The organism is Mycolicibacterium sediminis (genome assembly GCF_010731735.1).
GTDB lineage: Bacteria > Actinomycetota > Actinomycetes > Mycobacteriales > Mycobacteriaceae > Mycobacterium > Mycobacterium sediminis.
In genome coordinates this window covers 6,221,109-6,243,896 of sequence record NZ_AP022588.1, presented here as the reverse complement: position 1 = coordinate 6,243,896, position 22,788 = coordinate 6,221,109, and the positions used below count along the sequence as shown (strand labels likewise).

Sequence of the window (22,788 nt, the reverse complement as noted above, 5' to 3'; positions counted from 1 at the left end):
CGTCGAGGCGTCCACCTCAGTGACCCGCACTCTGGCCGCCGTCGACGTGCAGGATCTCGCCGGTGACGAACGGTGCCTTCTCCAGGTAGAGCACCGCGTCGACCACGTCGTCGATCTCGCCGACCCGCCCGACGGGATGCAGCTTCGCCAGCTCCACGTAGTCGGACGGCTGGTGCATGGGAGTCCTGATGATGCCGAGAGCCACTGCGTTGGAACGTATCCCGCGGGTGGCGTACTCGACGGCGAGGGCACGTGTCGCGGCGTTGAGTCCGCCCCTGGTCAACGAGGCGAGCGCCGACGGTACGCCGGAGTTGGCGTGGTCGACCAGCGATGTCGAGATCGTGATGACGTGCCCACCGTCGCCCTGGCGGAGCATCTGCGCCACCGCGGCGGGACACCTCGAAGAAGCCGCGCAGGTTGACGCCCGTGATCGCGTCGTACTCGTCGGTGTAGTCGACGAACGGCTTGGCGATGAAGATCCCCGCGTTGTTCACCACGGTGTCGACTCGCCCGAAGCGTTCGACGGCGGCGGCCACGACGCGGGCGCCGACCCCGGCTGTCCGATGTCGCCGGCGACGGCGAGCACACCCGGGTCGTCGTGCTCGCCGATCGAGCGGGAGTTGGCGACGACGGAGTAGCCGAGCCTGCGGTAACCGGCGACGAGGGCCTCGCCGATGCCCTGGGATGCGCCGGTGACGATCGCGACGCGGGAGTGGAGGTGGTCATGTCGTGGTCCCTTCTCGATGTGACGATCATTCGAACGCGGCGCGGACGGGTTGCACTCCACTTCGACGAGACCGGTTTGCTCGCTGCTGGTAGACGTGGCCTCACTCGCCTACGCTGACCGCGTGGAGTTGCGACAGCTGCGCTACTTCGTCACAGTGGCCGACGAGTTGAACTTCGGGCGTGCCGCCGACCGGCTGCGCATCGCCGGACCCTCGCTGTCGCAGCAGATCAAGTCCCTCGAACGGGACCTGAAGGTGCAGTTGTTCGACCGCGATCGCCGGTCGGTCGCGCTCACCGCCGCCGGCTCCGCGCTGCTGCCCCGCGCCCGGGCGTTGATCGGGCAGGCCGACGAACTCCGCCGTGAGGCCCTGGGTCTGTCGTCGTCGGAACCGGTGCGAATCGGCTGCGTGCAGTGGTGTCCGACGGACTGGGCTGAACGGGCCGCGGGTGTGGCGAGGGTCCGACACCTGGGTGATGCCGTCGCACGCGCAGGCGGCGCGCGTCGCGGACGGCAGCCTGGATCTCGCCATCTGCTGGGTCGAACGGCCGGACCTCGATGCCCTCGAACTCGACGCGCGGCTGGTCGGCACCGACCGGCTCTACGCCGTCTCCATGGGGCAAGACGCCTCCCCGGTCGAGGCGGGGCACCTGACGGTGCTGCTCGACTCCGACGAGGCGAGCTGGTCGTCGTGGAACCGCTACGCCGCCGAATTCGCTCGCGAGTCCGGCGCGCGCGTGGTTCGCGTCGACGACGGCGGCGTCACGGGATCGACGTTCTTCGACCACGTCCGTCGACTACGCGGCCCGGTGCTCAACAATCCCAAGGGACAGAATGACGCAACGCCCTCGGACCTGGTGCGCCGTCCCGTGATCGATCCCATGCCGGTGTGGACCTGGTCGCTGGTGTGGCGGCGCGGCGAGGCGAACCCGTCCGTGCACGCCGTCGTCGACGCCTTCACCGCAGACACCGACGCGTCGGCACTCACCGAACCCGGACGTGGCTGACGGCAGGTGACCCGCATCGCGCGGGGAACTGAGTTCGAGCGACGCTACGGCGCCGGGAGCAGCGGAGGAGGCGGCGGCGACACCACCGGCTGGTACGCACCCGGCGTGGCCGGCGGCGGCGGAGGCGGCCCATCGAAGTATCCGGGCGGCGGCGGCCCGTTGAGCGGGTAGTAGCCCTCCGGCAGCGCCGGCCCACTGGAGTAGTTGCCCGTCGCGGGCGGGCCGTTGGACTCGGGTGCGTTGGTCGACTGGTAGCCGGGGGGGAGCTGCGGTGCGGGCCCGGCGCCGGGTGGGGGTGCGCTTCCCATCGGCTGCATGTCGCCGTAGGGGTTCTTCGCCTGATTGAACGCGTCGCGCAGGAAGCCCAGCTTGCCCGAACTCGACCCCGAGCCGTAGACCTGATTCTGGACCTCCGGCACCGGCGGTGCACCGATCGGCGGGGAGGCGGCGCGTCGCCACCCGCGACCTCTTGCACGACGACGGGCTGGCCTGGCGGCGGAGGGGCCAGCGGATCGCCGGGCACCGGCGTCGGGGCCACGGGCTCCGCACCGGCGGGTACGGCGCAGACCATGGCGCCGACGCTCAGGGCGAGTCCGGCCAGGCCACCTTGGCGGCATTCGTGCGCGAGGCGGCGCTGCTGCGGGTCATAGCTGACGAGATTAGCGCCTGACCGCCGACTCCGCGATCGACTCGGATCAACCGATGTGTGCGAGGACGTTGACGACGTTCCCGGCGGCATCGGCGAAGAAGAAGCGTCGGACGCCCCAGTCCTCGTCGGAGAGTGGGTGCACGATCGCCAATCCGGCGGCGACCGCAGCGTCGTACGCCGCATCGACGTCGTCCACCTCGACCGAGACCGTCGGGTTGACCTCGGCGGTCAGGTCGCGCGTCATCAGGCTCAGCTGGTGACGCCCATCGGCGTCGGCGAGCGTGACGATCCACCCGTGGTTCATCACCTCCGCGAGCCCGAGGACCCGGAGTAGGCCGCCGCCGCGCCGAGATCGGTGACCGTGTGCACCGGAACGACACGCAACACCGTCATATGGCGGGGCCGAGCATGTCGTCGGCGTCCTTGATGACGTAGCCGTAGCCCTGTTCGGCGAGGAAGCGCTGCCGGTGCGCCGCGTACTCGGCGTCGAGGCTGTCGCGCGAGACCACCGAGTAGAACACCGCGCCGCCACCGTCGGCCTTCGGCCGCAGCAGTCGGCCGAGACGCTGGCCTCTTCCTGGCGCGACCCAAAGGTCCCGGACACCTGCACCGCGACGCTCGCCTCGGGGAGGTCGATCGAGAAGTTCGCGACCTGGACACCACCAGCGTCTGGATCTCGCCGCGGCGGAACTGGTCGAACAGTATCTCGCGCTCGGCGTTCTTCGTCGAGCCCTGGATCACCGGTGCGCCGAGTTCGGTGCCCAGTTCGTCGAGCTGATCGAGGTAGGCGCCGATCACCAGCGTCGGTTCGCCGGGGTGGCGGTCGAGGATCGACTTCACGACGGCGATCTTGGTGTGCGCCGTCGAGCAGAGTTTGTAGCGCTCCTCGGGCTCGGCCGTCGCGTAGATCATGCGCTCGTTGTCGGTCATCGTGACGCGGACCTCGATGCACTCGGCGGGCGCGATCCAGCCCTGCGCCTCGATGTCCTTCCACGGGGCGTCGTACCGCTTCGGTCCGATCAGGCTGAAGACGTCGCCTCGCGGCCGTCCTCGCGGATGAGAGTCGCGGTGAGCCGAGCCTGCGCCGCGACTGGAGGTCGGCGGTCATGCGGAACACGGGTGCGGGCAGCAGGTGCACCTCGTCGTAGATGATCAGGCCCCAGTCGCGGCTGTCGAACAGCTCCGGTGCTTGTACTCGCCCTTGGTACGACGCGTGATGACCTGGTAGGTCGCGATCGTGACGGGTCGGACCTCCTTGCGCTCGCCGGAGTACTCGCCGATCTCCTCCTCCGTGAGCGAGGTGCGCGCGATCAGTTCGCGCTTCCACTGCCTGCCGGCCACGGTGTTGGTGACCAGGATGAGCGTGGTGGCACCTGCCTTGGCCATCGCCGCGGCGCCGACCAGAGTCTTGCCCGCGCCGCACGGCAGCACGACGACGCCGGAGCCACCGGCCCAGAACGAGTCGACGGCCATCTCCTGGTAGTCGCGCAGCTCCCAGCCGGTCTGGTCCAGCTCGATGGCGTGCGCCTCGCCGTTGACGTACCCGGCGAGGTCCTCGGCCGGCCAGCCGATCTTCAGCAGCATCTGCTTGACGCGGCCGCGCTCGCTGGGGTGGACCAGCACGGTGTCGTCGTCGATGCGGGTGCCGAGCATCGGTGCGATCTTCTTGTTGCGCAGCACCTCCTCGAGGACCGCACGGTCGGTGCTGACCAGCATCAACCCGTGCACGGGGCTCTTGACCAGCTGCAGGCGGCCGTAGCGGGCCATGGTGTCGACGATGTCGACCAGCAGCGGCTGCGGCACGGCGTAGCGGGAGAAGGAGACCAGTGCGTCGACGACCTGCTCGGCGTCGTGGCCTGCCGCTCGGGCGTTCCAGAGCGCCAGCGGGGTGATGCGGTAGGTGTGCACGTGCTCGGGGGCACGTTCCAGTTCGGCGAACGGCGCGATGGCCGAGCGGGCGGCACCCGCCAGCTCGTGGTCGATCTCGAGCAGCAGCGTCTTGTCGGACTGGACGATCAGGGGGCCGTCGGTCACGCGCTCGCGCCCACGCTTGCGGTAGTCATTCCATCCATTATTGCGAGTCGGCCGACACGACGGACGTCACGCGGTGGATTGCGAACTCTCGGGCCCGCCCGGCGGCCGGATCGAAGGCGGTCAGCGTGCCGCCGCGGACGTTGATCGGCGCGACGACGCGTTGCGTGGCCACCCCCGCCGGGTCGACGTAGCCGATCACCACCGACGTCTGCTGCTGGGCGGCCGACTGCAGCTGTGCCATCGCCTCCGCGGGATCGAGACGTGACCCCGGCGGATGCGCGCCACCCATCTTGCGCAGGACGGCGACGATGGCCCCGAGCGTCTGCGGACTCGGCGTCGGCAGCGGCCGGTAGCCGCGGCGCCGGCCGGGAACGGGCACGCGGGCACCCCGGCTGCGGATGTCGACGATCGCACCCGACCAGTCCTCGGCTGCCGGCGCGAAGCCCGCCGCGCGCAGTCCGGCGAGCACGTCGGCGATCGGAGCGGCCGACACCGCCACGGTGGGGGCGAGGCTGCGCATCTCGACGGCGGCCATCGCGGGCGCCGCGACGGCCTGGGCGAGCAGCGCGGGGTCCTCACACCGGACGAACGACGACGCCATGCCGACCCGGAGCTGACCGTGCCTGCGGGCGACGTCGTCGATCAGATAGGTCAGACCCTGCGGGACCGGAGTCTTGGAGTGACGCTCGAACAGCGCGTGCAGTTCGGTTGCCGTGCAACCGGTGTCGAGTGCCCGCCGGATCGTGGCCTCGCTGATCCGATAAACCATGGCGCGCGGCGGACTCGACGGTGGCGACGGCGGAGAGCCGCTCTGCCAGTTCGCGTTCCAGCGGCCCCGGCACGACGACGGTCAGGTCGGCCTGCAGCAGGAAGTGGTCGATCGGCTTCGGCAGCACCTTGCTCATCGCGGCCACCACCGCATCCTCGGGCGCACCGTCGAGCAGCAGGCGGATGGGCGAGGCGAGCGCGCCGCGACCCACGACGCCCAGCGTGTGGGCCTCGGTGAGCAGCGCGCCCACCGGACCCGGCTGTAGTCGCGCCGCCCATCGCGGGCGACGCCACGCCAGGGCGGAGGCGGCACGGGTCGCGTCGACCCCGGCGCCGGGCGGCAGGTCGGCGAGCATGCGATGAGCAGCCGCCGATCGAGTGGTGCCGCCGTCGAGTACAGCGAATCCGACAGTGCCGCATAGGGTTTGTTGTCGGGGCCGCGTTCACCGATCAGGCTGGGCCGGGCCGACAGCTCCAGCCACGACGACACCAGCAGATACCAGCGCGCCCCCGCGGACGACTCGATGAACCGGTCGGCTGCCACCGTCGGCGCCCAGAACGGTCCGATGCCGTCCTGCGGCTCGGGTTCCGGCATCCCCACCGCGATCAGACCCGCCGCGGCGGCGACCTCCAGGACGAGGCCGAGTCGCTGATCGTCGATGCCGGTGGCCTTCACGAGGCGCTTCACCTCGCGAACCCCGAGCCCGCCGCTGCGCAACTCGGCGACCGGTCCGCTCGACAGCGTGTCCAGGACCAGTTCCACCTCGCGCAGCACGTCGATGGCCGAGCCGGCCGCCGCGGCATCGGTGTCGGCGACCGCGAGCGTCGACACCACGGGGTCCGGAGGGTCGACACCGGTCGGTCCCGGGAGCTGACCGCGCATGACCTGCCCCACCAGCCGCGGCAGGATCACCGTGTCGTCGTCGACCTGGCGGAGCAGCCCGGCCGCGAGCAGTCGCTGCACCGGACGGTCCGGCGGCGTCCCGGGAAGGGCGTCCCGGGTCCGGCCCACCGGCGATCCCTCGACCAGCCGCTCCAGGAGTTCGCGCTGCGCGGTGTCGAGGCCGGCCAGCAGTTCGGTGATCGCCGCGGGGTCGGGCACCGTGGCCTCGGAGGTGACCTGGCCCGGATGCCACGGCAGGCCGGAGGCGGCCTCCGCGGTCACGCGGACGCTCGTCTCACCCCAGACCAGCCCACGCTCGCGGAGGTCGTCCAGCGCGGTGAGCACGCGGTCGTCACCGCCGAACAGGGCGACCAGCTTGGCCGTCGGCACCGCAGATGCGTCGGCGTGCAGGAACAGCAGACCGTCGAGCACCGAGAGCCGCAGAAAGTCGAGGTCGTCGGTGGCCGCCTTCACCGATTGTCGGGACTGCGCGCGGGCAGCCAGGGCCGCGATGGAACCGGGTGGCGGCTGGGTGAGATCGGGTCGCAGCTCGAGCAACCGGATCAGCTGCTCGTCGGGCAGGCCGGCCAACCAGGTGCCCAGCGGCATGGCGGGGTCGGGTTCGGACATCGCATCCAGCCTAAGCCAGCGCACCGGTCTCGCCAGCCACCGCTTGGCCTGCCACAATGGACACGTGGCTGAGAAGAAGAAGCAGTACGTCGACAATGGCTGGCCTCAGACCGAGGACGGCGACCACGCCGTCAGCGAACTGGCGAGCGACCGTACCGGTGCGCTGTCGCCGTTCGGCGACGTCTCGTTCCCGCTGCCTGCCGACGCCCTGCCGTACACGCACCCGGTCACCGTCGTCAACAAGTAGCCGTGGCCGATCGGTTGTCGCACCTCGACGACGAGGGCGCGGCACACATGGTCGACGTCACCGCCAAGGACGCCACCAGGCGCACCGCCGTGGCCCGGGGGACCCTGCGGACGCGGACGGACGTCGTGGACCTCATCGCCTCCAAGGGCCTGCCCAAGGGTGACGCGTTGGCGACCGCACGCGTCGCCGGCATCCTCGCGGCCAAGCGCACCAGTGACCTCATTCCGCTGTGCCATCAGCTCGCGCTCACCGGGGTGGACGTCGACTTCGACATCGGCACCGACTCCGTCGACGTCACCGCGACCGTCCGGACCACCGATCGCACCGGTGTCGAGATGGAGGCCCTGACCGCCGTCAGCGTCGCCGCGCTCACGCTGTACGACATGCTCAAGGCCGTCGACCCGGCGGCGACCATCGAGGGGATAGCCGTGGTGCGCAAGGACGGCGGCAAGACCGGGAGCTGGACGCGGTGACCGCCGCCCGGCCGAGGACGGCGCGCGTCGTCATCGCATCCACCCGCGCGGCCACCGGGGTATACGAGGACCGCACCGGTCCCGTCATCGTGGAGTGGTTGCGCGACAGAGGATTCGACGTACCCGCCCCCATCGTCGTGGCCGACGGCATGGCAGTCAGCCGGGCGCTGATCGAGGCGATCGGGGAGAAGGTCGACCTCGTCCTCACCTCGGGCGGAACCGGCATCTCACCGACCGACGGCACCGCCGACGCGACCGCCGCGATCGTCGACTATCAGATCCCGGGTCTCGCCGACGCCATCCGGCGCTCGGGACTGCCGCACGTGCCGACCTCGGTGCTGTCGCGTGGCGTGTGCGGGGTGCGGGACGGCATCCTCGTCGTCAACCTGCCGGGCTCGACGGGTGGCGTGAAGGACGGTCTGGGCGTGCTCGACGAGGTCTTGGACCACGCGCTGGATCAACTCGCTGGAGGCGATCACAGCCGATGAGCGCAAGCGCGAGGAGGAGGCACCGATGACGTCCGTCGTGCGCGTGGCGCTCACCGATGACCCGATCGATCTCACCGAGCACGAGGCGCTCGTCGCGCACGAGGCAGCCGGAGCCGTCGTCGGATTCTCCGGCGTCGTCCGCGACCACGACGGCGGTCGCGGCGTGATCCGGCTGGAGTACTCCGGGCACCCGACTGCACTCGACGTCCTCGTCGAGGTCGCGGAGGAGGTGGCGCGCGCCGCCGAGGGCGTACGCGCGATCGCCGTGAGCCATCGCGTGGGGACGCTGCACATCGGCGACGCCGCGCTGGTGGCCGCCGTGTCGGCCGATCACCGCCGTGCGGCGTTTGAGACGTGTGCGCTGCTCGTCGACACCGTGAAGGCGCGGCTACCGGTGTGGAAGCACCAGTTCTTCGCCGATGGAACCGAGGAGTGGGTCGGCTCGGCCTAGGCGGACCCAGGCCGAGCCGGTCGACTAGGCGACGGGCGCCGGCAGCAGAGGCGCGGGTGCCTCGGGAGCGGGCGGTGCGTCGGCGGCCAGCGGAGCGTTGCCCGGGGTGATCGGCACGTTGGGGCCGGCGGCCTGCGTCGGGTACGGCGTGTTCATGCCGCGCTGCGCGAGACCCATGATGAGGGCCTCCTTGCCGCTGATCTCGTGGCCCTGAACCGCCTGCCACAGATCCTTCAGGTAGCTCGCGTTCGGACCCTCGGCACCCTGCGTGGCGGGATCCATCGTCGAGCCGGGCGGCAGTGCGTCGGGGCTGGCGAGGTGGGGCACGCCCTCGGCGGCGGGTGCGGGCAGCTGGCCGTCGGCGGCGAGGGCCACCGGCTGGTCGGGTGCGGCGGCGGGAGCCGGGGCCGCGACGTCGGCGGCCACCGGGGGCAGCGACGGCGCGGGCAGCGCCGGCTCGAGCGGCAGATCCGCACGGCTGAGCGACCAGGCCTGCGGCTGGTCGACGGGTGCCGGTCCACCGGGGACGACGTCCCAGTTGGCCGCTTCGACCACCGGCTCGGCGGGCGGCGGGGGCAGCTCTGGTGCGGGCGGCAGCGGCGCGTCGAGCGGTGCGACGGCGTCGGGTGCGGGCAGCTCCTCCGGAGCCGGCGGCAGGTCGGCCGGCGGGGGCAGCGGCGCATCCATGGGTATGGCTTCGCCGACGGTCATCGCGGGATCGACGGGCAGCGCAGGATCGACGGGCAGTGGTGCGTCGAGCGGCACTGCGGCCGCCTCGGGCGGCGGCGGGGGCAGCTCGGGTGCGGGCGGCGGGGGCAGCGGTGCGTCGAGCGGTGCGGCGGCCTCGGGCGGCGGCGGGGGCAGCTCGGGCGCGGGCGGCGGGGGAGGAAGCTCGGGTGCCGGCGCCGAGAACAGCTCGAACGGCTGCGCGGGCGGGAGTTCCCCGTTCAGTTCGGGGTTGTCGAGCGGCTGCGGCGCGTCGGCGACGACATTGCGCGGCGTGGCGGACGAGAGCCCGCGGCCGCAGGTCGGCCATGCGCCACGGCCCTGCGAGGCGAGGACGCGTTCGGCGACGGCGATCTGCTCGTCCTTGCTGGCCATGTGCGCGGACGGTGCGTATTCGCTACCGCCGTGTCCGGACCAGGTGCTGGGCGAGAACTGCAGTCCGCCCTGGTACCCGTTGCCCGTGTTGATGGCCCAGTTGCCACCGGACTCACACGATGCGACGCGGTCCCACTCGCCGTCGGTGGCTGCTCCGGCCATGCCGGCGAGGGCGATGCTGCTGCCGCCGATCACGGCGCCGGTGAAGGCGACCTTGGCAACGGTTACTGCGGGGGCCGATGTCGAGGCCTTGCGATGCCGTCCACTCATGGGTATGGAAATCCTCTCGTCTGCGCCCGCGAGGTCAGCTGTCGGGTTCGGGCTGGAGAGGTTGCCCGGCCGACACGAGTGTCGGCTTCACCCCAAGGAACTAGGTGCAGTCCCTGGTCCTTCTTTCGGTGGACCGGTGGGTCCCCCGCCTTCATCCAGGTTTGTTCGTCGTTGGCCGCGTCCGACGGATGAAGCTCGGCGCTATCGGATGCGGCAGGCCACGCAATGGAGGTCGGGTGGCTTCCGTGGAACCGTAACGGCTCGCCGCGATGGCGTCACGTTTGGCCGACCTCGGCGTTTTCGCCCCCAGCAAATATTATGAGGACATTAAAGGTGCAGGAATAATTGGTGTTTCCGCAGGAGCGGAAATGGGAACCAACTGCTCACGGCCAGTTTGTGATCATTCCGTGATGTGATGGAGATCACCCTCATCCGCCTGCGAAAGGCGGTAACACGTCGACCGTCTGCAGCGTTTGGAGCCGAGCGCCCCGGTCGCGCACCGCGATGCCGTCGCGCAGGAACGAGCAGCGCAGGAGCACGTTGGCGAGGTCGGGTCCTCTCTTACTGAGGTGCTCGACGAGGCCGTCGACGGTGGTGTCCGGGGGCACGTCGAGTTCCTCGGTCTCCACGCCGGCTGCGGCGCGCGCGGCCGCGAAGTAGCGCACCGTCACGTGCACGCCACTCAACCGCCGATCGCGCTCATCGGGCGGTCGGGCTGCACGAAGCCCGGATCGTTGATCCCGTGGCCCGCGGGCTTGCCCCACATCGCCGTCCGCCAGGCCGCCTCGATGGCGTCGTCCCCGGACCCGTCGCGCAGCAGGCGACGCAGGTCCGTCTCGTCGGTGGAGAAGAGGCAGCTGCGCACCTGACCGTCGGCCGTGAGCCGGGTGCGGTCGCACGCCGCGCAGAAGGCCTCCGACACCGATGCGATGACGCCGACGGTGGCGGTACCGCCGTCGACGCGCCACAGGGCCGCTGGGGCCGATCCGCGGGGGGCCGGGTCGGGCTGCAGGTCGAATTCCCGTCGCAGCGCACCGAGGATGTCGGCCGCGGTGATCGCCTCTTCCCGGTTCCACTGATGCTCGGCGTCCAGGGGCATCTGCTCGATGATGCGCAGCTGATACCCGTGGGCGAGACAGAAGCGCAAAAGTTCGACGGCGTCGTCGAGGCCGGTCACCGCATCGAGGACGGCGTTCACCTTGACCGGGGTGAGGCCTGCCGCCGACGCGGCGGCGAGCCCGTCGACCACGTCCGACAGCCGGTTGCGTCGGGTGATGCTCGCGAAGCGTGCGGCGTCCACGGTGTCCAGTGACACGTTCACCCGGTCGAGGCCCGCCGCCTTGAGGCCTGCGGCGCGGCCGGCCAGGGCGACGCCGTTGGTGGTCAGGGCGATCGACGGCCGCGGCGTCAGTGCGGCGGCCGCGGCGATCACCTCGTCGAGGTGGCGCGACAGCAGCGGCTCGCCGCCGGTGAACCGCACGTTCGTGATGCCCAGGCGGGTGACCGCGATCGACATCAGCCGGGCCAGTTCGGACGCGGACAGCAGCTCGTCGGTCGGCAGCCACGCGAGCCCCTCGGCGGGCATGCAATACGTGCAGCGCAAATTGCACCGGTCGGTCAGCGAGACGCGGAGGTCGGTTGCGGCCCGGCCGTAGGTGTCGATCAGCGGCCCGTCGTCGGGTGCGCCCGAGACGACGCGGCGCGGCATCGGGACGCCGAGATCGGTGAGTGTCACCGTCGCACCCCGAACCGATCCTGCGGGCCATCCGCGGGCACGATCTCCTTGCCCAGCGGGAGCAGCGAGACGGGGATCAGCTTGAGGTTCGCGATCGCCAGCGGGATGCCGATGATGGTGATGGCCATCGCGATCGCGGTCAGCACGTGGCCGATGGCGAGCCAGATGCCGGCGACGACCAGCCAGATGACGTTGCCGACGACCGCGCCGGGCCGCACCCCGGGCTTGTCCACCACCGTCGAGCCGAACGGCCACAGGGCGTACATCCCGATCCGGAAGGCCGCGAAGCCGAACGGGATCGTGATGATGAGGACGAAGCAGATGATGCCTGCGAGGAAGTAGCCGAGCGCCAGCCACAGACCGCCGAAGATCAACCAGATGACGTTCAGGATCAGGCGCATGTTCTCCTCCAGCGGGGAACTCCAGGCTACCGACTAATGGGGTCGCTGGCGGTGGCGGCGTCCGAGTAGGATCGTCGAGGTTCGCGTTCCGCGCAGGCGGGACGCCTTAATTATGTGTTCGATGTCCAGCGATATGACGAGCGGGTGAGACCAGTGCCTACCGGCAAGGTGAAGTGGTACAGCGCCGAGAAGGGCTTCGGGTTCGTGTCCCAGGAGGAAGGCGAGGACGTCTACGTCGGCTCGTCGGCCCTCCCCTCTGGCGTCGCGGAACTGAAGGCCGGCCAGAAGGTCGAGTTCGGCATCGCCGCGGGCCGTCGCGGCCCCCAGGCGCTGAGTCTGAAGGTCATCGAGCCGCCGCCGAGCCTCGCCAAGACCCGTCGCGAGGCCGAGCGGCCCGAGCACAAGCACACCCCCGACGAGCTGCACGGCATGGTCGAGGACATGATCACCCTCCTCGAGGGTGCGGTGCAGCCTGAACTGCGCAAGGGTCGCTACCCCGACCGCAAGATCGCGCGGCGGGTGTCCGAGGTGGTCAAGGCCGTCGCGCAGGAGTTGGACGCGTAGCTCCTCTGGTACTTGCCCGCGAGCGTCGACTTTCCGTCGCCATCAGGCGGTATTGGCGACGAGAACTCCACGTTCGCGCAGTGCAACTCGTACGCGCCGGAGAATGACGGCCGGTCGGTGCCGCAGCAGCTCGCCGCTCACCCGGACGACGAGCCAGTCGAGTGCCTCGAGTTCGGCGATCCGGTCGATGTCCCTGCTGCGCTGACGGGCATCGGTCCAGTGCTGGGCGCCGTCGAACTCGACGGCCACCGACGCGTCCGGCCAGCCCATGTCCAGGCGGGCGACGAAGCGACCGCGCACGTCGCGGACGTCGATCTGCGTCTCGGGCCGCGGTAGCCCGGCGTTCACCAGGAGCAGCCGGGTCCGCGTCTCCTGCGGCGACTCGGCGCCGTCGTCACTCAGCTCGAGCGCTCGCCGAAGCTGCACGCTGCCGCGCGCCCCGCCATGTCGATCGGTGAGCGACGCGACCGCCGCGGCGCTCACTCCGGTGGCATTGCGGAGCGCGTCCAGCCTGACCACCGCATTTTCGAGGCTCGACACCCGGCCGATGTCGAATGCGGTGCGGGCAGGCGTGGTGACGGGCATCCCGCGAAGATCGCAGACCTCGTCTTCGGCCAGGACGTCGCTGTGCAGGACGATGCCGGCGACCTTGTCGCGCCCTCGGCGGTTCAGCTCGGCGGGGAGGTCCGCGTCGATCCATCGCGCACCGTGCAGCGCAGCCGCCGACATCCCGGCGACCGTTGCGTCACGCCGGGACCACAGCCACGCCGCGACGGCCTTGTCGACGGCATCGGGGCGGGCGTCCCGCGGCACGTACACGTTCCGGTGCATGGCGACGTAGGCCGTGCGGAGGCCGTGGTTGGTCACCAAACCGGCTGCGACCGCCTCGGTTCCGACGAAGGGCCAGCGGAGTACGCGCACGATCATTGGACTGCGCACGGGCCCCGTTGGTTCCATCCGCCGGCGAACGTCGAGTTTTCGTCGCCGGAAGGAAGGATCTTCGGCGATAAGTCGACGCTCGGCGGGGAACACTGGTGGCGTGAGCTACGTGAACCCCAAGGGCGAGTTCGACCGCGACACCGACTACATAACCACCCGCATCACCAGGGACGGCCGCGACGGGTATCCCGTCGAGCCCGGTCGCTACCGGCTGGTCGTCGCGCGCGCCTGCCCGTGGGCCAACCGGGCGATCATCGTGCGCCGCTTGCTCGGGCTCGAGGACGCCTTCTCCATCGGCTTCTGCGGCCCGACGCACGACGAGCGCAGCTGGACGTTCGACCTGGATCCGGGCGGCGTCGACCCGGTGCTGAAGATCCCGCGCCTGCAGGACGCGTACTTCCGGCGCGATCCCGATTACCCGAAGGGCATCACGGTGCCCGCGTTCGTCGACGTGCCGACCGGCGCGGTCGTCACCAACGACTTCGCCCAGATGACGCTCGACATGTCGACGGAGTGGACCGAGTTCCACCGCGACGGCGCTCCGCAGCTCTACCCCGAGGAGCATCGCGACGAGATCGACGAGGTGGCCAAGCGCATCTACACCGAGGTCAACAACGGGGTGTACCGCTGCGGGTTCGCCGGTTCGCAGGGCGCCTACGACAAGGCCTACGACCGCCTGTTCACCGCGCTCGACTGGCTCTCCGAGCGGTTGTCCGACCGGCGCTACCTGGGGGGGGACACGATCACCGAGGCCGACGTCCGGCTCTTCACCACGCTGGCCCGCTTCGATCCCGTCTACCACGGCCACTTCAAGTGCAACCGCTCGAAGCTCGCCGAGATGCCGGTGCTGTGGGCGTACGCCCGGGATCTGTTCCAGACGCCCGGGTTCGGCGACACCACCGACTTCGAACAGATCAAGCACCATTACTACGAGGTGCACACCGACATCAACCCCACCGGCGTCGTCCCCAAGGGCCCGGACCTGTCGAACTGGCTCACCTCACACGGCCGGGAAGCGTTGGGCGGCAGGCCCTTCGGCGACGGCACACCGCCGGGACCGACGCGCGAGGGTGAGCGGGTGCCCGAGGGACACGGCGCGGGGTAGGCGCTAGGCCCACACGGTGCTGACCGACCATTCGGCGTGCGGCCAGGGGAACTCGTTGCCCTCCTCGTCGCGCACCAGGGTCGGCAGCATCACCGCGAAACCGGTGAGCTTCCCGCGCTGCGGGTCGACCGGCGGGATGGTGACGGCGACGCGGCTGCCCGGCCGGAACTCCTCGACCTGCTCGGGCCCGCCGTCCTCGTAGGAACGCAGCAGCACCCACGGCGCCTTCGCGATGCCCTCGGGCAGGGACAGCTGGATCTGGTCGCGGGGCGCCACCCGCAGTTGGGCGCTGACGCCGGTGCCGTCGCACTTGGTGATGTCGTAGACGTCGCAGAACCGGTAGGGCTCGACGCGGACCAGTTGCCCGCGGGTGTACGCGCTGATCTCCGGATGCGGTGAGACGTGCCCGGTGCGGACCAGCTGCCAGACAAGCAGCGCGGTGGCCGCCGTCGACAGCACGGCGACCGCGACGAGCATCGCGACGACCTTCCTCATCGGGGTACCGCAGATGCCTTCGACATGCCGCCTTCCTTCTTCGCGAACACCGGCCTGTTGCCGCCGAAGCCCGGGATCAGTGAGTCCCCGCCGTAGCTGACGAGCGTCTGCGCCAGGCCGAGGATGAGCACCGCGCTGATCGCGGTGAATCCGACCCACAGGTCGGTGTACACCAGCACGCCGGTGGCGCCGCCCGCCACCCAGCCGAGTTGCAGCAGCGACTCCGACCGGCCGAACGCCGACGCGCGGGACTCCTCGGGCAGGTCGTCCTGCAGCGAGGCGTCCAGCGACGCCTTGGCGACCGCGCTCGCGCCCGAGGTGACGAGCGTCGCGAACGCGGCCACCAGCAGATTGCCGGTCACCGCGGTGACGACGGCGACGGCGGTGACCGCGATGGTCGCGCGCACCACGAGCTGGGCGGGGTGGCCGAGTTTGAGCCGGGCGCTGGCGAAGTTGCCGGTGAAGTTTCCGATCGCCGCGGCGGCGCCGATCAGGCCGAGGATGCGCAGCTGCTCCCACCCGCTCGCGTCGTGCGACTTGGCGACGAACGCGGGGTAGAGGAACAGGAAGCCGACCATCACCTTGATGGTGCTGTTGCCCCACAGCGAGGTGATGATGTTGCGGCCCATCGGCTGCCGTGCGCGCTTGGTGGTCGGCCGGTCCGGCTTCTGGGTGGGGCCGTGATAGGTCAGCGTGGTGGGCACCTCGCCCTCGGTCACCTCGACCCACTTGGGGATCCGCATCGCGAGCACGGCGCCGGCGACCGTCACGACGGCCATCACGTAGAGCGCGCCGGGGAGGTGGAACACGTTGAACGAGAACTCGACCCCGGCGGCGATTGCGCCGCCGAGGATGGTGCCGCCCAGCAGGCCGAACACGGTGAGGCGGGAGTTCACCCGGACGAGGTCGATGCTCGGCGGGAGCACGCGCGGCGTCATGGCGCTGCGGAGCACGCTGAACGACTTCGACAGCACCATCGCCCCCAGCGCGCACGGGTACAGCACCCACGACGGGAAGCTGCCGCTGGCGCCGTCGTAGTTCGCGATCAGCACCACGGCCAGCACGGTCCGCAGGCCGAACGACATGGCGAGTGCCACCCGTCGGCCGTGCTGCAGCCGGTCCAGCGCCGGTCCGATCAGGGGGGCGATGACGGCGAACGGCGCGATGGTGATCAGGAGGTAGAGCGCAACCTTGCCCTTGCTCTCGCCGGACGCGGCCGCGAAGAACAGGGTGTTGGCGAGTGCGACGGCCATCGCGGAGTCGGCCGCGAAGTTGGCCATCACCGGATAGGTCAGCGCTGTGAGGCCGGACTTGTCCGCGCCGTCGGCCGTCGCCGCGCGGTGGAACAGGCCGTACATCCGCGAACCCATCTCGCGGCTGCGCTGCGCGGCGGCCCGGGTGACGGTGACGCGCTCGCCGGCCTGCTGTCCGACGCCGGACGCCGACCCCGACCGCGGTGCGCCCTCCTCGTCGTCGAGGGGCGGCAGCCAGCGGTTCGCGCTCGGCGCCGACGGATTGTGTCGACGGCGACGGCGGAGCGAATCGTCGCTGGGGTAGTTGGCCATGCCGGGGTGCTCGGAGTCCGCGGGCGGGCGCGGCGGGTGGTAGTGCGGGTCCCGTGGGTCCCCGGCCGAGCCGGGGTCGCGACGTGGTCCGCTCACGTCCTCGATTGTTCCCCATCGGGCTGACGGCCGCCCGCAGGGCAGCCGGTGTGGCTTTGCCCAGCTGGTGTCAGGCAGAATCGAATGCGATGGACAGCATGATCGAACCCGCAGAACAGGACGCCGCTCCGACGCCGGAGGCCGATGCCGCGACGGCGTCGCCCGAGTTGACGGCGATCCTGGTGGACGCCGTCGACCTCGCCCGCGACGCGATCGTCGAGGGCAGTGACGACGACGACGCTCAGGTCGGCGAGTACCTGGGTGCCAGCCTCGACGATCCCTTCGCCGCCACGCACCGGTTCCTGGCCGTGATGCCGGGCTACCAGGGCTGGCAGTGGGCGGTCGTGGTGGCGGCGTACCCGGGTGCCGAGCGCGCGACGGTCAGCGAGGTCGTGCTGGTCCCCGGTCCGACGGCGCTGCTGGCGCCCGCGTGGGTGCCCTGGAACGAGCGGGTGCAGCCCGGCGACCTCGGGCCCGGCGATCTGCTGGCCCCGGCCACCAACGACCCGCGCCTGGTGCCCGGCTTCCTGTCCTCGGGCGACGAGGAACTCGACGAGTTGGCCGCCGAGGTCGGCTTCGGACGCAAGCAGGTCCTCGGCGACCTGGGTCGCACCGACGCCGCGCAGCGGTGGTACGAGGGCGAGTACGGCCCGAATTCGCCGATGGCGCGCTCCACCCGGCGGGTCTGCCGCGACTGTGGCTTCTACCTGCCGCTGTCGGGCTCGCTCGGCCGGCTGTTCGGGGTGTGCGGCAACGAGATGTCGGCCGACGGCCACGTCGTCGCGCTCGACTACGGCTGCGGCGCGCACTCGGACACGCCCGAGCCCGCGCGGATCGGGTCGCCGATGTTCGATCCGTACGACGACGGCGTGATCGACCGCACCGAGTCCTGACGGGTCAGCGGCCCTCGGCGGCGGCCTTGATGCGCGCGAGCGAGTCGTTCATGCCCTGCACCAGCTCGCGTTCGAAGCTCGGGACGCCGCCCATGACGGCGTTCACCAGGACGGTCGAGATGGGCTTGACGCCGTTCTCCGCGTGCCTGCTCTCGACGAGCCGGGTGCCGGTCGCCGTCGGCTCCAGCTCGTAGCTCCACACGGTGTTGTTCTCGTTGACGCGGAACGCGAGCTTCTCGCCGGGGATGAACTCGGTGATCTGACTCGTCGTCGGCCAGAACATCAGTCCGCGCCGGTTCACGTTGACGGTCTTGGCGCCCGCCCGCAGCGGACCGAACACCTTCATCAGCCGACACTGCGGGCTCCACTTCGGCATCAGCCTCAGGTCGGACACCAGCTCCCATACCTTCTCCGGCGGTGCCGCGATGTCGATCTCGGCTTGAAGCAATGGGTCGGCCACGGTTCCTCCAGGTGAATTCAGGTCAGTCCGGTCTGTGCGCCGCGGGAGCCACGACGCACCGCGGCACGCTGCCACAGGAAGATGGACGTGCCGAGGACTCCGACGCCCAGGCCCGCGACGGTGATCGGTCGCCAGTCGTGCAGCGCGGGCACCGCGAAGGCCAGCACGACCGCCACGAGCCAGCCCGCCGCGATGGTGCCGATCACCGGCCACTGCCGCAGCAGGGACGCGGGCAGCGGCGGCGGCTGAGGTGCGTCGTCGACGGGTTCGGTAGCGGCCATCGCGGACAAACCTAGCCGATGGAGCGGGCGTCGCTGCGGCCGCTGAGGACCCGCTGTCGGTACTGTGGGTCCTCGTGAGCGACGCCGACGCGCGGCTGGCCAGCGACTTGTCCCTGGCCACGGTCCGTTTGGCGCGGCAGCTGCGATTCCGGCGGCCCGACTCCCCGGTGTCGCTGTCCCAGCTGTCGGCGCTGGCCACCCTCGCCAAGGAGGGTCCGCTGACGCCGGGCGCACTGGCGGTGCGGGAGCGGGTGCGGCCGCCGTCGATGACCCGGGTGATCGCCTCGCTCGTCGACCTGGGCTTCGTGGACCGCTCGGCACACCCCGACGACGGTCGTCAGGTCCTGGTGGCGGTGTCGCGCGCAGGCGCCGAACTCATCGAGGCGGAGCGGCGTGCCAGCCGGGAGTGGTTGCAGCAGCGGCTCGCCGAGCTGACCCAGGAGCAGCGTGACTGTCTGCTCGAGGCAGCCGATCTCATGATGGCCATCGTCGACGACGCCGGGTGACCGGCCTGCCCAACGTCGTGGACGTCGACGACCCCGCCGACCCTCGGTTGGACGACTTCCGCGACCTCAACAGCATCGACCGGCGGCCCGACCTGCCGACCGGCAAGGGCCTGGTGATCGCCGAGGGAGTGCTGGTGGTGCAGCGCATGCTCGCGTCGCGGTTCCACGCGCGGGCGCTCCTCGGCACCGACCGCCGACTGCGCGAACTGGCCGACGACCTTCCCGCCACCACCGCGCCGTACTTCCGGGCCAGCGCGGAGGTGATGGCCGAGGTGATCGGGTTCCACCTCAACCGCGGCGTGCTGGCCGCCGCGCCGCGGCCCCGCGAACTGACGCTCGACGAGGTCATGGCCGATGCCCGCACCGTGGCGGTGCTCGAGGGCGTCAACGATCACGAGAACCTGGGCTCGGTGTTCCGCAACGCCGCCGGGTTGGGCGTCGACGCCGTGGTGTTCGGCACCGGCTGCGCGGACCCGCTGTACCGGCGGGCGGTCCGCGTCTCGATGGGCCATGCGCTGCTGGTGCCCTACGCGTGGTCGGCGGCATGGCCCGCCGATCTGAACACGATGCGGGACAACGGCTTCCGTGTGCTGGCGATGACGCCGAACCCGGCCGCCCGCACGCTCGCCGAGGCGATGGACGAGCTGTCGGGCGCACGGGTCGCGTTCCTCGTCGGGGCCGAGGGGCCGGGGCTGAGCGAGCACACGATGCGCAGCAGCGACGAGCGCGTCCGGATCCCGATGTCGCGCGGTACGGACTCGCTGAACGTCGCGACGGCTGCGGCGCTGGCGTTCTACGAGCGGGTTAGGGTCGACTCGGCGGGCACTCCGCACGAGCGCGGCTCCAGCGAAGCGAGCGGGGGATCTGACCGGTGACTGACGAGGACGTGACGCCCTGGGGCACGGGGTTGACGGTCGCCGGGTTCGTGGCGGCGGTGACCGGCGCGGCCATCGTCGTGCTGAGTCTCGGTCTGGTGCGGGTGCACCCGCTGCTCGCGGTGGGGCTCAACGTCGTCGCGGTGGGCGGTCTGGCGCCGACGGTGTGGGGCTGGCGGTCCCGGCCGGTGTGGCGGTGGTTCGTGCTGGGCAGCGGCGCCGGGGTGGCGATCGGTTGGCTGGTGCTGCTCGGACTGGCGGCAGGCGCCTGACGACTCAGGGCTGAGTGCCGGAGCGGACGCCCAGCAGGACGTCCTCCCAGGCGGGTACCTCGGGCTTGCGGCGACGCGTCCGGGCGGTCTTCTGCGTCGATTCGGGGGCGGACTCGCGGCTAGGTTCGGGGATGGGCGGCGTCAGCGGGAGCTGCGGCTCGGCCACCGAGTCGTCGTCGAAGTCGTCCGCGTAGTCGGCCACCTCGTCGGCGGGGCGCTCCGCGGTGGTCTTCGGTGCGGGAGCAGCATCGGCGCGCAGTGCCACCGAACGCAGCGGCGGCCGCTGGAAGTCCGGATCGACGAGTTCGGAGGCGGCGTCGTCGAACGCGGTGACCGTGCCGCCGTGCGATCCGGGGCTGAAGCGGAAGTGGGCGACGTTGTCGGAGCGGCCGGCCTTCCAGGCGAGCTGCACCGTCCAGCGGCCGTCCTCGTTGCGCCAGGCGTCCCACTCGGTGGCGTCGGGATCGAGGCCGCGTCCGATCAGCGACGTCGTCACCGTCTCGAGCAGCGTCATGACCGTCGGCCCGTCGGCGAGCACGGGGTGGGCGGCGGTGGCGAGTTCGGCGGCGCGGGAGCGCTCGAGCAGCACGGGATGGGCGAAGCGCTCCACCCGGGCGATGTCGACCCCGGCCGCCTCGGCGACCTGCTCGACGGAGGCCCCGGCGCGAATGCGGGATTGAATGTCCTTGGGACGCAGCGTGTTCGACATGTCGACCTCGACCTTGGGTTTGCTGGAGCCCACCCGGTCGCCGCGCAGGGCTGCGTGCAGTCGGCCGTCGGGGATCAGGAGGAACTTCTCACCCGAGTCGGCCGATTCGCAGATGACGCTCTTACCGTCGACGTCCAAGCCGACGACGTTGAGTTCGCGCATATCAACCTCCTTGGGGCTAAGGCGTCACCCTACTGCGTTACCGAGTCGTGACCAGGCTCGACACGCGGGCCCCGGGCACTGTTACGCACGAGGTCAGAGGTGTTCGACGACCCAGTCGACGCAGGCGGTCAGCGCGCTGACGTCCTCGGGGTCGACGGCCGGGAACATCGCGACCCGCAGCTGGTTGCGACCCAGCTTGCGGTAGGGCTCGGTGTCGACGATGCCGTTGGCCCGGAGCACCTTGGCCACGGCCGCGGCGTCCACCGAGTCGGCGAAGTCGACGGTCCCGACGACCTGCGAGCGCAGTGCGGGGTCGGTGACGAAGGGCGTCGCGAACTCCGACGCCTCGGCCCAGGAGTACAGCCGCCGAGACGAGTCGGCCGTCCGGGACACCGCCCAGTCCAGGCCGCCGTTGCCGTTGAGCCAGTCGAGCTGTTCGGCCATCAGGATCAGCGTGCCGATCGCCGGCGTGTTGTACGTCTGGTTCTTCAGGCTGTTGTCGATCGCGATCGGCAGCGAGAGGAAGTCCGGCACCCACCGTCCGGACGACGCGATCGCCTCGACGCGCGCCAGCGCGGCCGGGCTCATGACCGCGAACCACAGGCCACCGTCGGAGGCGAAGTTCTTCTGCGGGGCGAAGTAGTAGGCGTCGGCGTCGGTGATGTCGACGGGCAACCCGCCCGCGGCCGACGTGGCGTCGATGAGGACCAGGGCGTCGCCGTCGGGCCGCTCGACGGGAACCGCGACGCCGGTGGAGGTCTCGTTGTGGGCCCAGGCGACGACGTCGACGTCCGGGTCGGACTGCGGCTTCGGGGCGCTGCCCGCGTCGGCCTTGATCACGATCGGCTCGCCGACGAACGGGTTGGCCTTGACCGCCGAGGCGAACTTCGCGCTGAACTCGCCGAAAGTGAGGTGCAGCGAGCGCTTGTCGACGAGTCCGAAGGCCGCCGCGTCCCAGAACGCCGTCGAGCCGCCGTTGCCGAGGATGACCTCGTAGCCGTCGGGCACCGTGAACAGCTGGCGGACACCGTCGCGCACGCGTCCGACCAGGTTCTTCACCGGCGCCTGGCGGTGCGACGTGCCGAACAGGTCACCGGCCGCGGCGAGCGCCTGCAACTGCTCGGGACGGACCTTGGAGGGCCCGCAGCCGAACCGTCCGTCGGCGGGCTTGAGGTCGGCGGGGATGGTCAGATCGGCGTCGGACATGGCCACGAGCTTAGAGCGTCAGGATGCGTGGCCCGTCGGCGGTGACGGCCACGGTGTGCTCGCTGTGCGCGGCGCGGGCACCCGTCGCGGTGCGCAGCGTCCAGCCGTCGGCGTCGTGGGCGTAGTCGTCGGTGCCGTCGGCGATGAGCATCGGCTCGATGGCGATCACCAACCCGGCGCGCAGCGTCATGCCCTTGCCGGCGCGACCTTCGTTGGGGACGTGCGGATCCTCGTGCATGGTGTGGCCGATGCCGTGACCGCCGTGGTCGGCGAGCATGCCGTAGCCGGCGCCGCGCGCCACCGCCGCGATGGCGGCGCCGAGGTCACCCAGGGTGTTGCCGGGCCGGGCGGCGGCGATGCCCGCGGCCAGCGCGGCTTCGGTGGCGGCGATGAGGTCGGCGTCGTCGGGCCGCGGCGTGCCGATCACGAAGCTGCGGGCGGCGTCACCGCACCACCCGTCGAGGACGGCGCCGAAGTCGACCGACACCAGGTCGCCGTCGGCGAGCACCTCGTCGGTGGGGATGCCGTGGACGACGGCGTCGTTGACGCTCGTGCACAGCACCGCGGGGAACGGCGTCGGCGACCATCGCGGGTGGTAGTTCAGGAACGGCGACGTCGCGCGGTGGCTGGCGAGGACGTCGGCGGCCACGGCGTCGAGATCGCGGGTGGTCCTGCCGGGGGTGGCATGGGCGACGATCGCGCGTAGCGCCTCGGCGACGACGGCGCCCGCCGCGGCCATCTTCTCGATCTCGGCCTCGGTCTTCAGTTGGACCATGGAGTGTGACCTGCTTCACATGTG

General features: G+C 71.0%; 25 protein-coding genes, 5 pseudogenes and 1 riboswitch. Of the genes and pseudogenes, 12 read left to right on the top strand and 18 right to left on the bottom strand.

Translation table 11 applies throughout. The features are described 5' to 3' along the window. Positions 1–16: 16 nt before the first annotated feature. Positions 17–400: pseudogene (locus G6N64_RS29810) on the bottom strand (SDR family NAD(P)-dependent oxidoreductase); the annotation flags it as partial. Between the two features lie 90 nt (positions 401–490). After that, a complete protein-coding gene (locus tag G6N64_RS30420) occupies positions 491–787 on the bottom strand; it encodes an SDR family NAD(P)-dependent oxidoreductase (protein ID WP_246230860.1) in 297 nt (98 codons plus the stop codon). Positions 788–821: 34 nt separating this feature from the next. Between G6N64_RS30420 and G6N64_RS30780 the strand changes: the two are divergent. Both G6N64_RS30780 and G6N64_RS30775 read left to right on the top strand, forming a co-directional pair. Further along, positions 822–971 (top strand): annotated as a pseudogene (locus G6N64_RS30780) (LysR family transcriptional regulator); the annotation flags it as partial. A gap of 202 nt (positions 972–1,173) precedes the next feature. Beyond that, entirely contained in the window at positions 1,174–1,731 is a 558-nt protein-coding gene (locus G6N64_RS30775) for a type 2 periplasmic-binding domain-containing protein (protein ID WP_246231374.1), read from the top strand. Positions 1,732–1,775: 44 nt separating this feature from the next. On the opposite strand, the gene G6N64_RS29800 is transcribed toward G6N64_RS30775, so the two are convergent. The 4 genes and pseudogenes from G6N64_RS29800 to G6N64_RS30660 all read right to left on the bottom strand — a co-directional run bounded on the left by G6N64_RS29800 (position 1,776) and on the right by G6N64_RS30660 (position 6,695). Then, entirely contained in the window at positions 1,776–2,150 is a 375-nt protein-coding gene (locus tag G6N64_RS29800) for a hypothetical protein (RefSeq protein ID WP_425487203.1), read from the bottom strand. Between the two features lie 276 nt (positions 2,151–2,426). Continuing rightward, positions 2,427–2,773 (bottom strand): annotated as a pseudogene (locus G6N64_RS29795) (VOC family protein). Next, a pseudogene (locus G6N64_RS30580) lies at positions 2,770–4,414 on the bottom strand (DNA repair helicase XPB). Before G6N64_RS30580 ends, G6N64_RS29795 begins: the two co-directional pseudogenes overlap by 4 nt. A gap of 37 nt (positions 4,415–4,451) precedes the next feature. Further along, positions 4,452–6,695, bottom strand: a pseudogene (locus tag G6N64_RS30660) (helicase-associated domain-containing protein). A 64-nt stretch (positions 6,696–6,759) separates the two neighbouring features. Between G6N64_RS30660 and G6N64_RS29780 the strand changes: the two are divergent. From G6N64_RS29780 to G6N64_RS29765, 4 genes are read left to right on the top strand one after another with little or no spacing between them, the layout of a single operon-like run. Then, the gene (locus G6N64_RS29780) at positions 6,760–6,942 is read left to right on the top strand and encodes a hypothetical protein (RefSeq protein ID WP_197748314.1); all 183 of its coding nucleotides are present in this window, start codon (positions 6,760–6,762) and stop codon (positions 6,940–6,942) included. Positions 6,943–6,989: 47 nt separating this feature from the next. Beyond that, positions 6,990–7,415 (top strand): cyclic pyranopterin monophosphate synthase MoaC, encoded by a 426-nt coding sequence (gene moaC / locus G6N64_RS29775; protein ID WP_174267020.1) that lies wholly within the window; start codon positions 6,990–6,992, stop codon positions 7,413–7,415. Continuing rightward, complete coding sequence (locus G6N64_RS29770; protein WP_163801324.1) at positions 7,412–7,903, top strand: MogA/MoaB family molybdenum cofactor biosynthesis protein; 492 nt, start codon at positions 7,412–7,414, stop codon at positions 7,901–7,903. Before moaC ends, G6N64_RS29770 begins: the two co-directional genes overlap by 4 nt. Positions 7,904–7,928: 25 nt before the next feature. Next, positions 7,929–8,354 (top strand): molybdenum cofactor biosynthesis protein MoaE, encoded by a 426-nt coding sequence (locus tag G6N64_RS29765; protein ID WP_163801323.1) that lies wholly within the window; start codon positions 7,929–7,931, stop codon positions 8,352–8,354. Positions 8,355–8,378: 24 nt separating this feature from the next. Here G6N64_RS29765 and G6N64_RS29760 read toward each other — a convergent pair whose 3' ends face one another. From G6N64_RS29760 to G6N64_RS29745, 4 genes are all read right to left on the bottom strand, one after another. Beyond that, a complete protein-coding gene (locus tag G6N64_RS29760; RefSeq protein ID WP_163801322.1) occupies positions 8,379–9,725 on the bottom strand; it encodes a transglycosylase family protein in 1,347 nt (448 codons plus the stop codon). Between the two features lie 8 nt (positions 9,726–9,733). Continuing rightward, a riboswitch (cyclic di-AMP (ydaO/yuaA leader) is annotated at positions 9,734–9,906 on the bottom strand. Between the two features lie 247 nt (positions 9,907–10,153). Next, a complete protein-coding gene (locus tag G6N64_RS29755; RefSeq protein WP_246230858.1) occupies positions 10,154–10,411 on the bottom strand; it encodes a MoaD/ThiS family protein in 258 nt (85 codons plus the stop codon). After that, on the bottom strand, positions 10,408–11,460 hold the full coding sequence (moaA, locus tag G6N64_RS29750) for a GTP 3',8-cyclase MoaA (protein WP_163801321.1): 1,053 nt from the start codon (positions 11,458–11,460) through the stop codon (positions 10,408–10,410). The genes G6N64_RS29755 and moaA overlap by 4 nt, the downstream gene beginning before the upstream one ends. Beyond that, positions 11,457–11,861, bottom strand: coding sequence for a YccF domain-containing protein (locus tag G6N64_RS29745; RefSeq protein WP_163801320.1), 405 nt, complete (start codon positions 11,859–11,861; stop codon positions 11,457–11,459). The genes moaA and G6N64_RS29745 overlap by 4 nt, the downstream gene beginning before the upstream one ends. Before the next feature lie 153 nt (positions 11,862–12,014). On the opposite strand from G6N64_RS29745, the gene G6N64_RS29740 reads away from it, so the two are divergent. After that, entirely contained in the window at positions 12,015–12,425 is a 411-nt protein-coding gene (locus G6N64_RS29740) for a cold-shock protein (protein ID WP_163802219.1), read from the top strand. Between the two features lie 42 nt (positions 12,426–12,467). Here G6N64_RS29740 and G6N64_RS29735 read toward each other — a convergent pair whose 3' ends face one another. After that, on the bottom strand, positions 12,468–13,364 hold the full coding sequence (locus G6N64_RS29735) for an endonuclease domain-containing protein (RefSeq protein ID WP_409370711.1): 897 nt from the start codon (positions 13,362–13,364) through the stop codon (positions 12,468–12,470). Positions 13,365–13,464: 100 nt separating this feature from the next. Between G6N64_RS29735 and G6N64_RS29730 the strand changes: the two genes are divergently transcribed. Beyond that, positions 13,465–14,469, top strand: coding sequence for a glutathione S-transferase family protein (locus G6N64_RS29730; RefSeq protein WP_163801319.1), 1,005 nt, complete (start codon positions 13,465–13,467; stop codon positions 14,467–14,469). A gap of 3 nt (positions 14,470–14,472) precedes the next feature. Here G6N64_RS29730 and G6N64_RS29725 read toward each other — a convergent pair whose 3' ends face one another. Beyond that, complete coding sequence (locus G6N64_RS29725) at positions 14,473–14,964, bottom strand: DUF2771 domain-containing protein (RefSeq protein WP_163801318.1); 492 nt, start codon at positions 14,962–14,964, stop codon at positions 14,473–14,475. Further along, positions 14,961–16,625, bottom strand: coding sequence for an MFS transporter (locus G6N64_RS29720; RefSeq protein ID WP_409370710.1), 1,665 nt, complete (start codon positions 16,623–16,625; stop codon positions 14,961–14,963). The genes G6N64_RS29725 and G6N64_RS29720 overlap by 4 nt, the downstream gene beginning before the upstream one ends. Positions 16,626–16,723: 98 nt before the next feature. Here G6N64_RS29720 and G6N64_RS29715 point away from each other — a divergent pair, with 98 nt between their 5' ends. Then, positions 16,724–17,518 carry a DUF3027 domain-containing protein gene (locus G6N64_RS29715; protein WP_163802216.1) on the top strand — a complete coding sequence of 265 codons (795 nt, stop codon included), beginning with the start codon at positions 16,724–16,726 and terminating at the stop codon, positions 17,516–17,518. Between the two features lie 4 nt (positions 17,519–17,522). Here G6N64_RS29715 and G6N64_RS29710 read toward each other — a convergent pair whose 3' ends face one another. Next, entirely contained in the window at positions 17,523–17,978 is a 456-nt protein-coding gene (locus G6N64_RS29710; protein WP_163801317.1) for an SRPBCC family protein, read from the bottom strand. Between the two features lie 17 nt (positions 17,979–17,995). Further along, positions 17,996–18,259: a DUF2530 domain-containing protein gene (locus tag G6N64_RS29705; RefSeq protein ID WP_163801316.1), complete on the bottom strand. Its 264-nt coding sequence runs from the start codon at positions 18,257–18,259 to the stop codon at positions 17,996–17,998. Positions 18,260–18,333: 74 nt separating this feature from the next. Between G6N64_RS29705 and G6N64_RS29700 the strand changes: the two genes are divergently transcribed. From G6N64_RS29700 to G6N64_RS29690, 3 genes are read left to right on the top strand one after another with little or no spacing between them, the layout of a single operon-like run. Then, on the top strand, positions 18,334–18,765 hold the full coding sequence (locus G6N64_RS29700; protein WP_163801315.1) for an Rv0880 family HTH-type transcriptional regulator: 432 nt from the start codon (positions 18,334–18,336) through the stop codon (positions 18,763–18,765). Positions 18,766–18,770: 5 nt separating this feature from the next. Further along, the gene (locus G6N64_RS29695) at positions 18,771–19,640 is read left to right on the top strand and encodes a TrmH family RNA methyltransferase (RefSeq protein ID WP_163802215.1); all 870 of its coding nucleotides are present in this window, start codon (positions 18,771–18,773) and stop codon (positions 19,638–19,640) included. Next, entirely contained in the window at positions 19,637–19,912 is a 276-nt protein-coding gene (locus G6N64_RS29690) for a DUF2537 domain-containing protein (RefSeq protein WP_163801314.1), read from the top strand. The genes G6N64_RS29695 and G6N64_RS29690 overlap by 4 nt, the downstream gene beginning before the upstream one ends. Positions 19,913–19,916: 4 nt before the next feature. Here the strand turns inward: G6N64_RS29690 and sepH are convergent, their stop codons facing one another. From sepH to map, 3 genes are all read right to left on the bottom strand, one after another. Then, on the bottom strand, positions 19,917–20,783 hold the full coding sequence (gene sepH, locus G6N64_RS29685; protein WP_163801313.1) for a septation protein SepH: 867 nt from the start codon (positions 20,781–20,783) through the stop codon (positions 19,917–19,919). Positions 20,784–20,876: 93 nt separating this feature from the next. Beyond that, positions 20,877–21,989 (bottom strand): phosphoserine transaminase, encoded by a 1,113-nt coding sequence (gene serC, locus G6N64_RS29680; RefSeq protein WP_163801312.1) that lies wholly within the window; start codon positions 21,987–21,989, stop codon positions 20,877–20,879. Positions 21,990–21,999: 10 nt separating this feature from the next. Beyond that, positions 22,000–22,764, bottom strand: coding sequence for a type I methionyl aminopeptidase (gene map / locus G6N64_RS29675; protein ID WP_163801311.1), 765 nt, complete (start codon positions 22,762–22,764; stop codon positions 22,000–22,002). Positions 22,765–22,788 lie beyond the last annotated feature (24 nt).

Bases quoted from the DNA above. Each gene is read 5' to 3' on its own strand.
- moaC (WP_174267020.1), top strand. From the start codon at position 6,990: ATGGTCGACGTCACCGCCAAGGACGCCACCAGGCGCACCGCCGTGGCC.
- G6N64_RS29765 (WP_163801323.1), top strand. From the start codon at position 7,929: ATGACGTCCGTCGTGCGCGTGGCGCTCACCGATGACCCGATCGATCTC.
- G6N64_RS29760 (WP_163801322.1), bottom strand. From the start codon at position 9,725: ATGAGTGGACGGCATCGCAAGGCCTCGACATCGGCCCCCGCAGTAACC.
- G6N64_RS29745 (WP_163801320.1), bottom strand. From the start codon at position 11,861: ATGCGCCTGATCCTGAACGTCATCTGGTTGATCTTCGGCGGTCTGTGG.
- G6N64_RS29725 (WP_163801318.1), bottom strand. From the start codon at position 14,964: ATGAGGAAGGTCGTCGCGATGCTCGTCGCGGTCGCCGTGCTGTCGACG.
- G6N64_RS29715 (WP_163802216.1), top strand. From the start codon at position 16,724: ATGATCGAACCCGCAGAACAGGACGCCGCTCCGACGCCGGAGGCCGAT.
- G6N64_RS29705 (WP_163801316.1), bottom strand. From the start codon at position 18,259: ATGGCCGCTACCGAACCCGTCGACGACGCACCTCAGCCGCCGCCGCTG.
- sepH (WP_163801313.1), bottom strand. From the start codon at position 20,783: ATGCGCGAACTCAACGTCGTCGGCTTGGACGTCGACGGTAAGAGCGTC.
- serC (WP_163801312.1), bottom strand. From the start codon at position 21,989: ATGTCCGACGCCGATCTGACCATCCCCGCCGACCTCAAGCCCGCCGAC.
- map (WP_163801311.1), bottom strand. From the start codon at position 22,764: ATGGTCCAACTGAAGACCGAGGCCGAGATCGAGAAGATGGCCGCGGCG.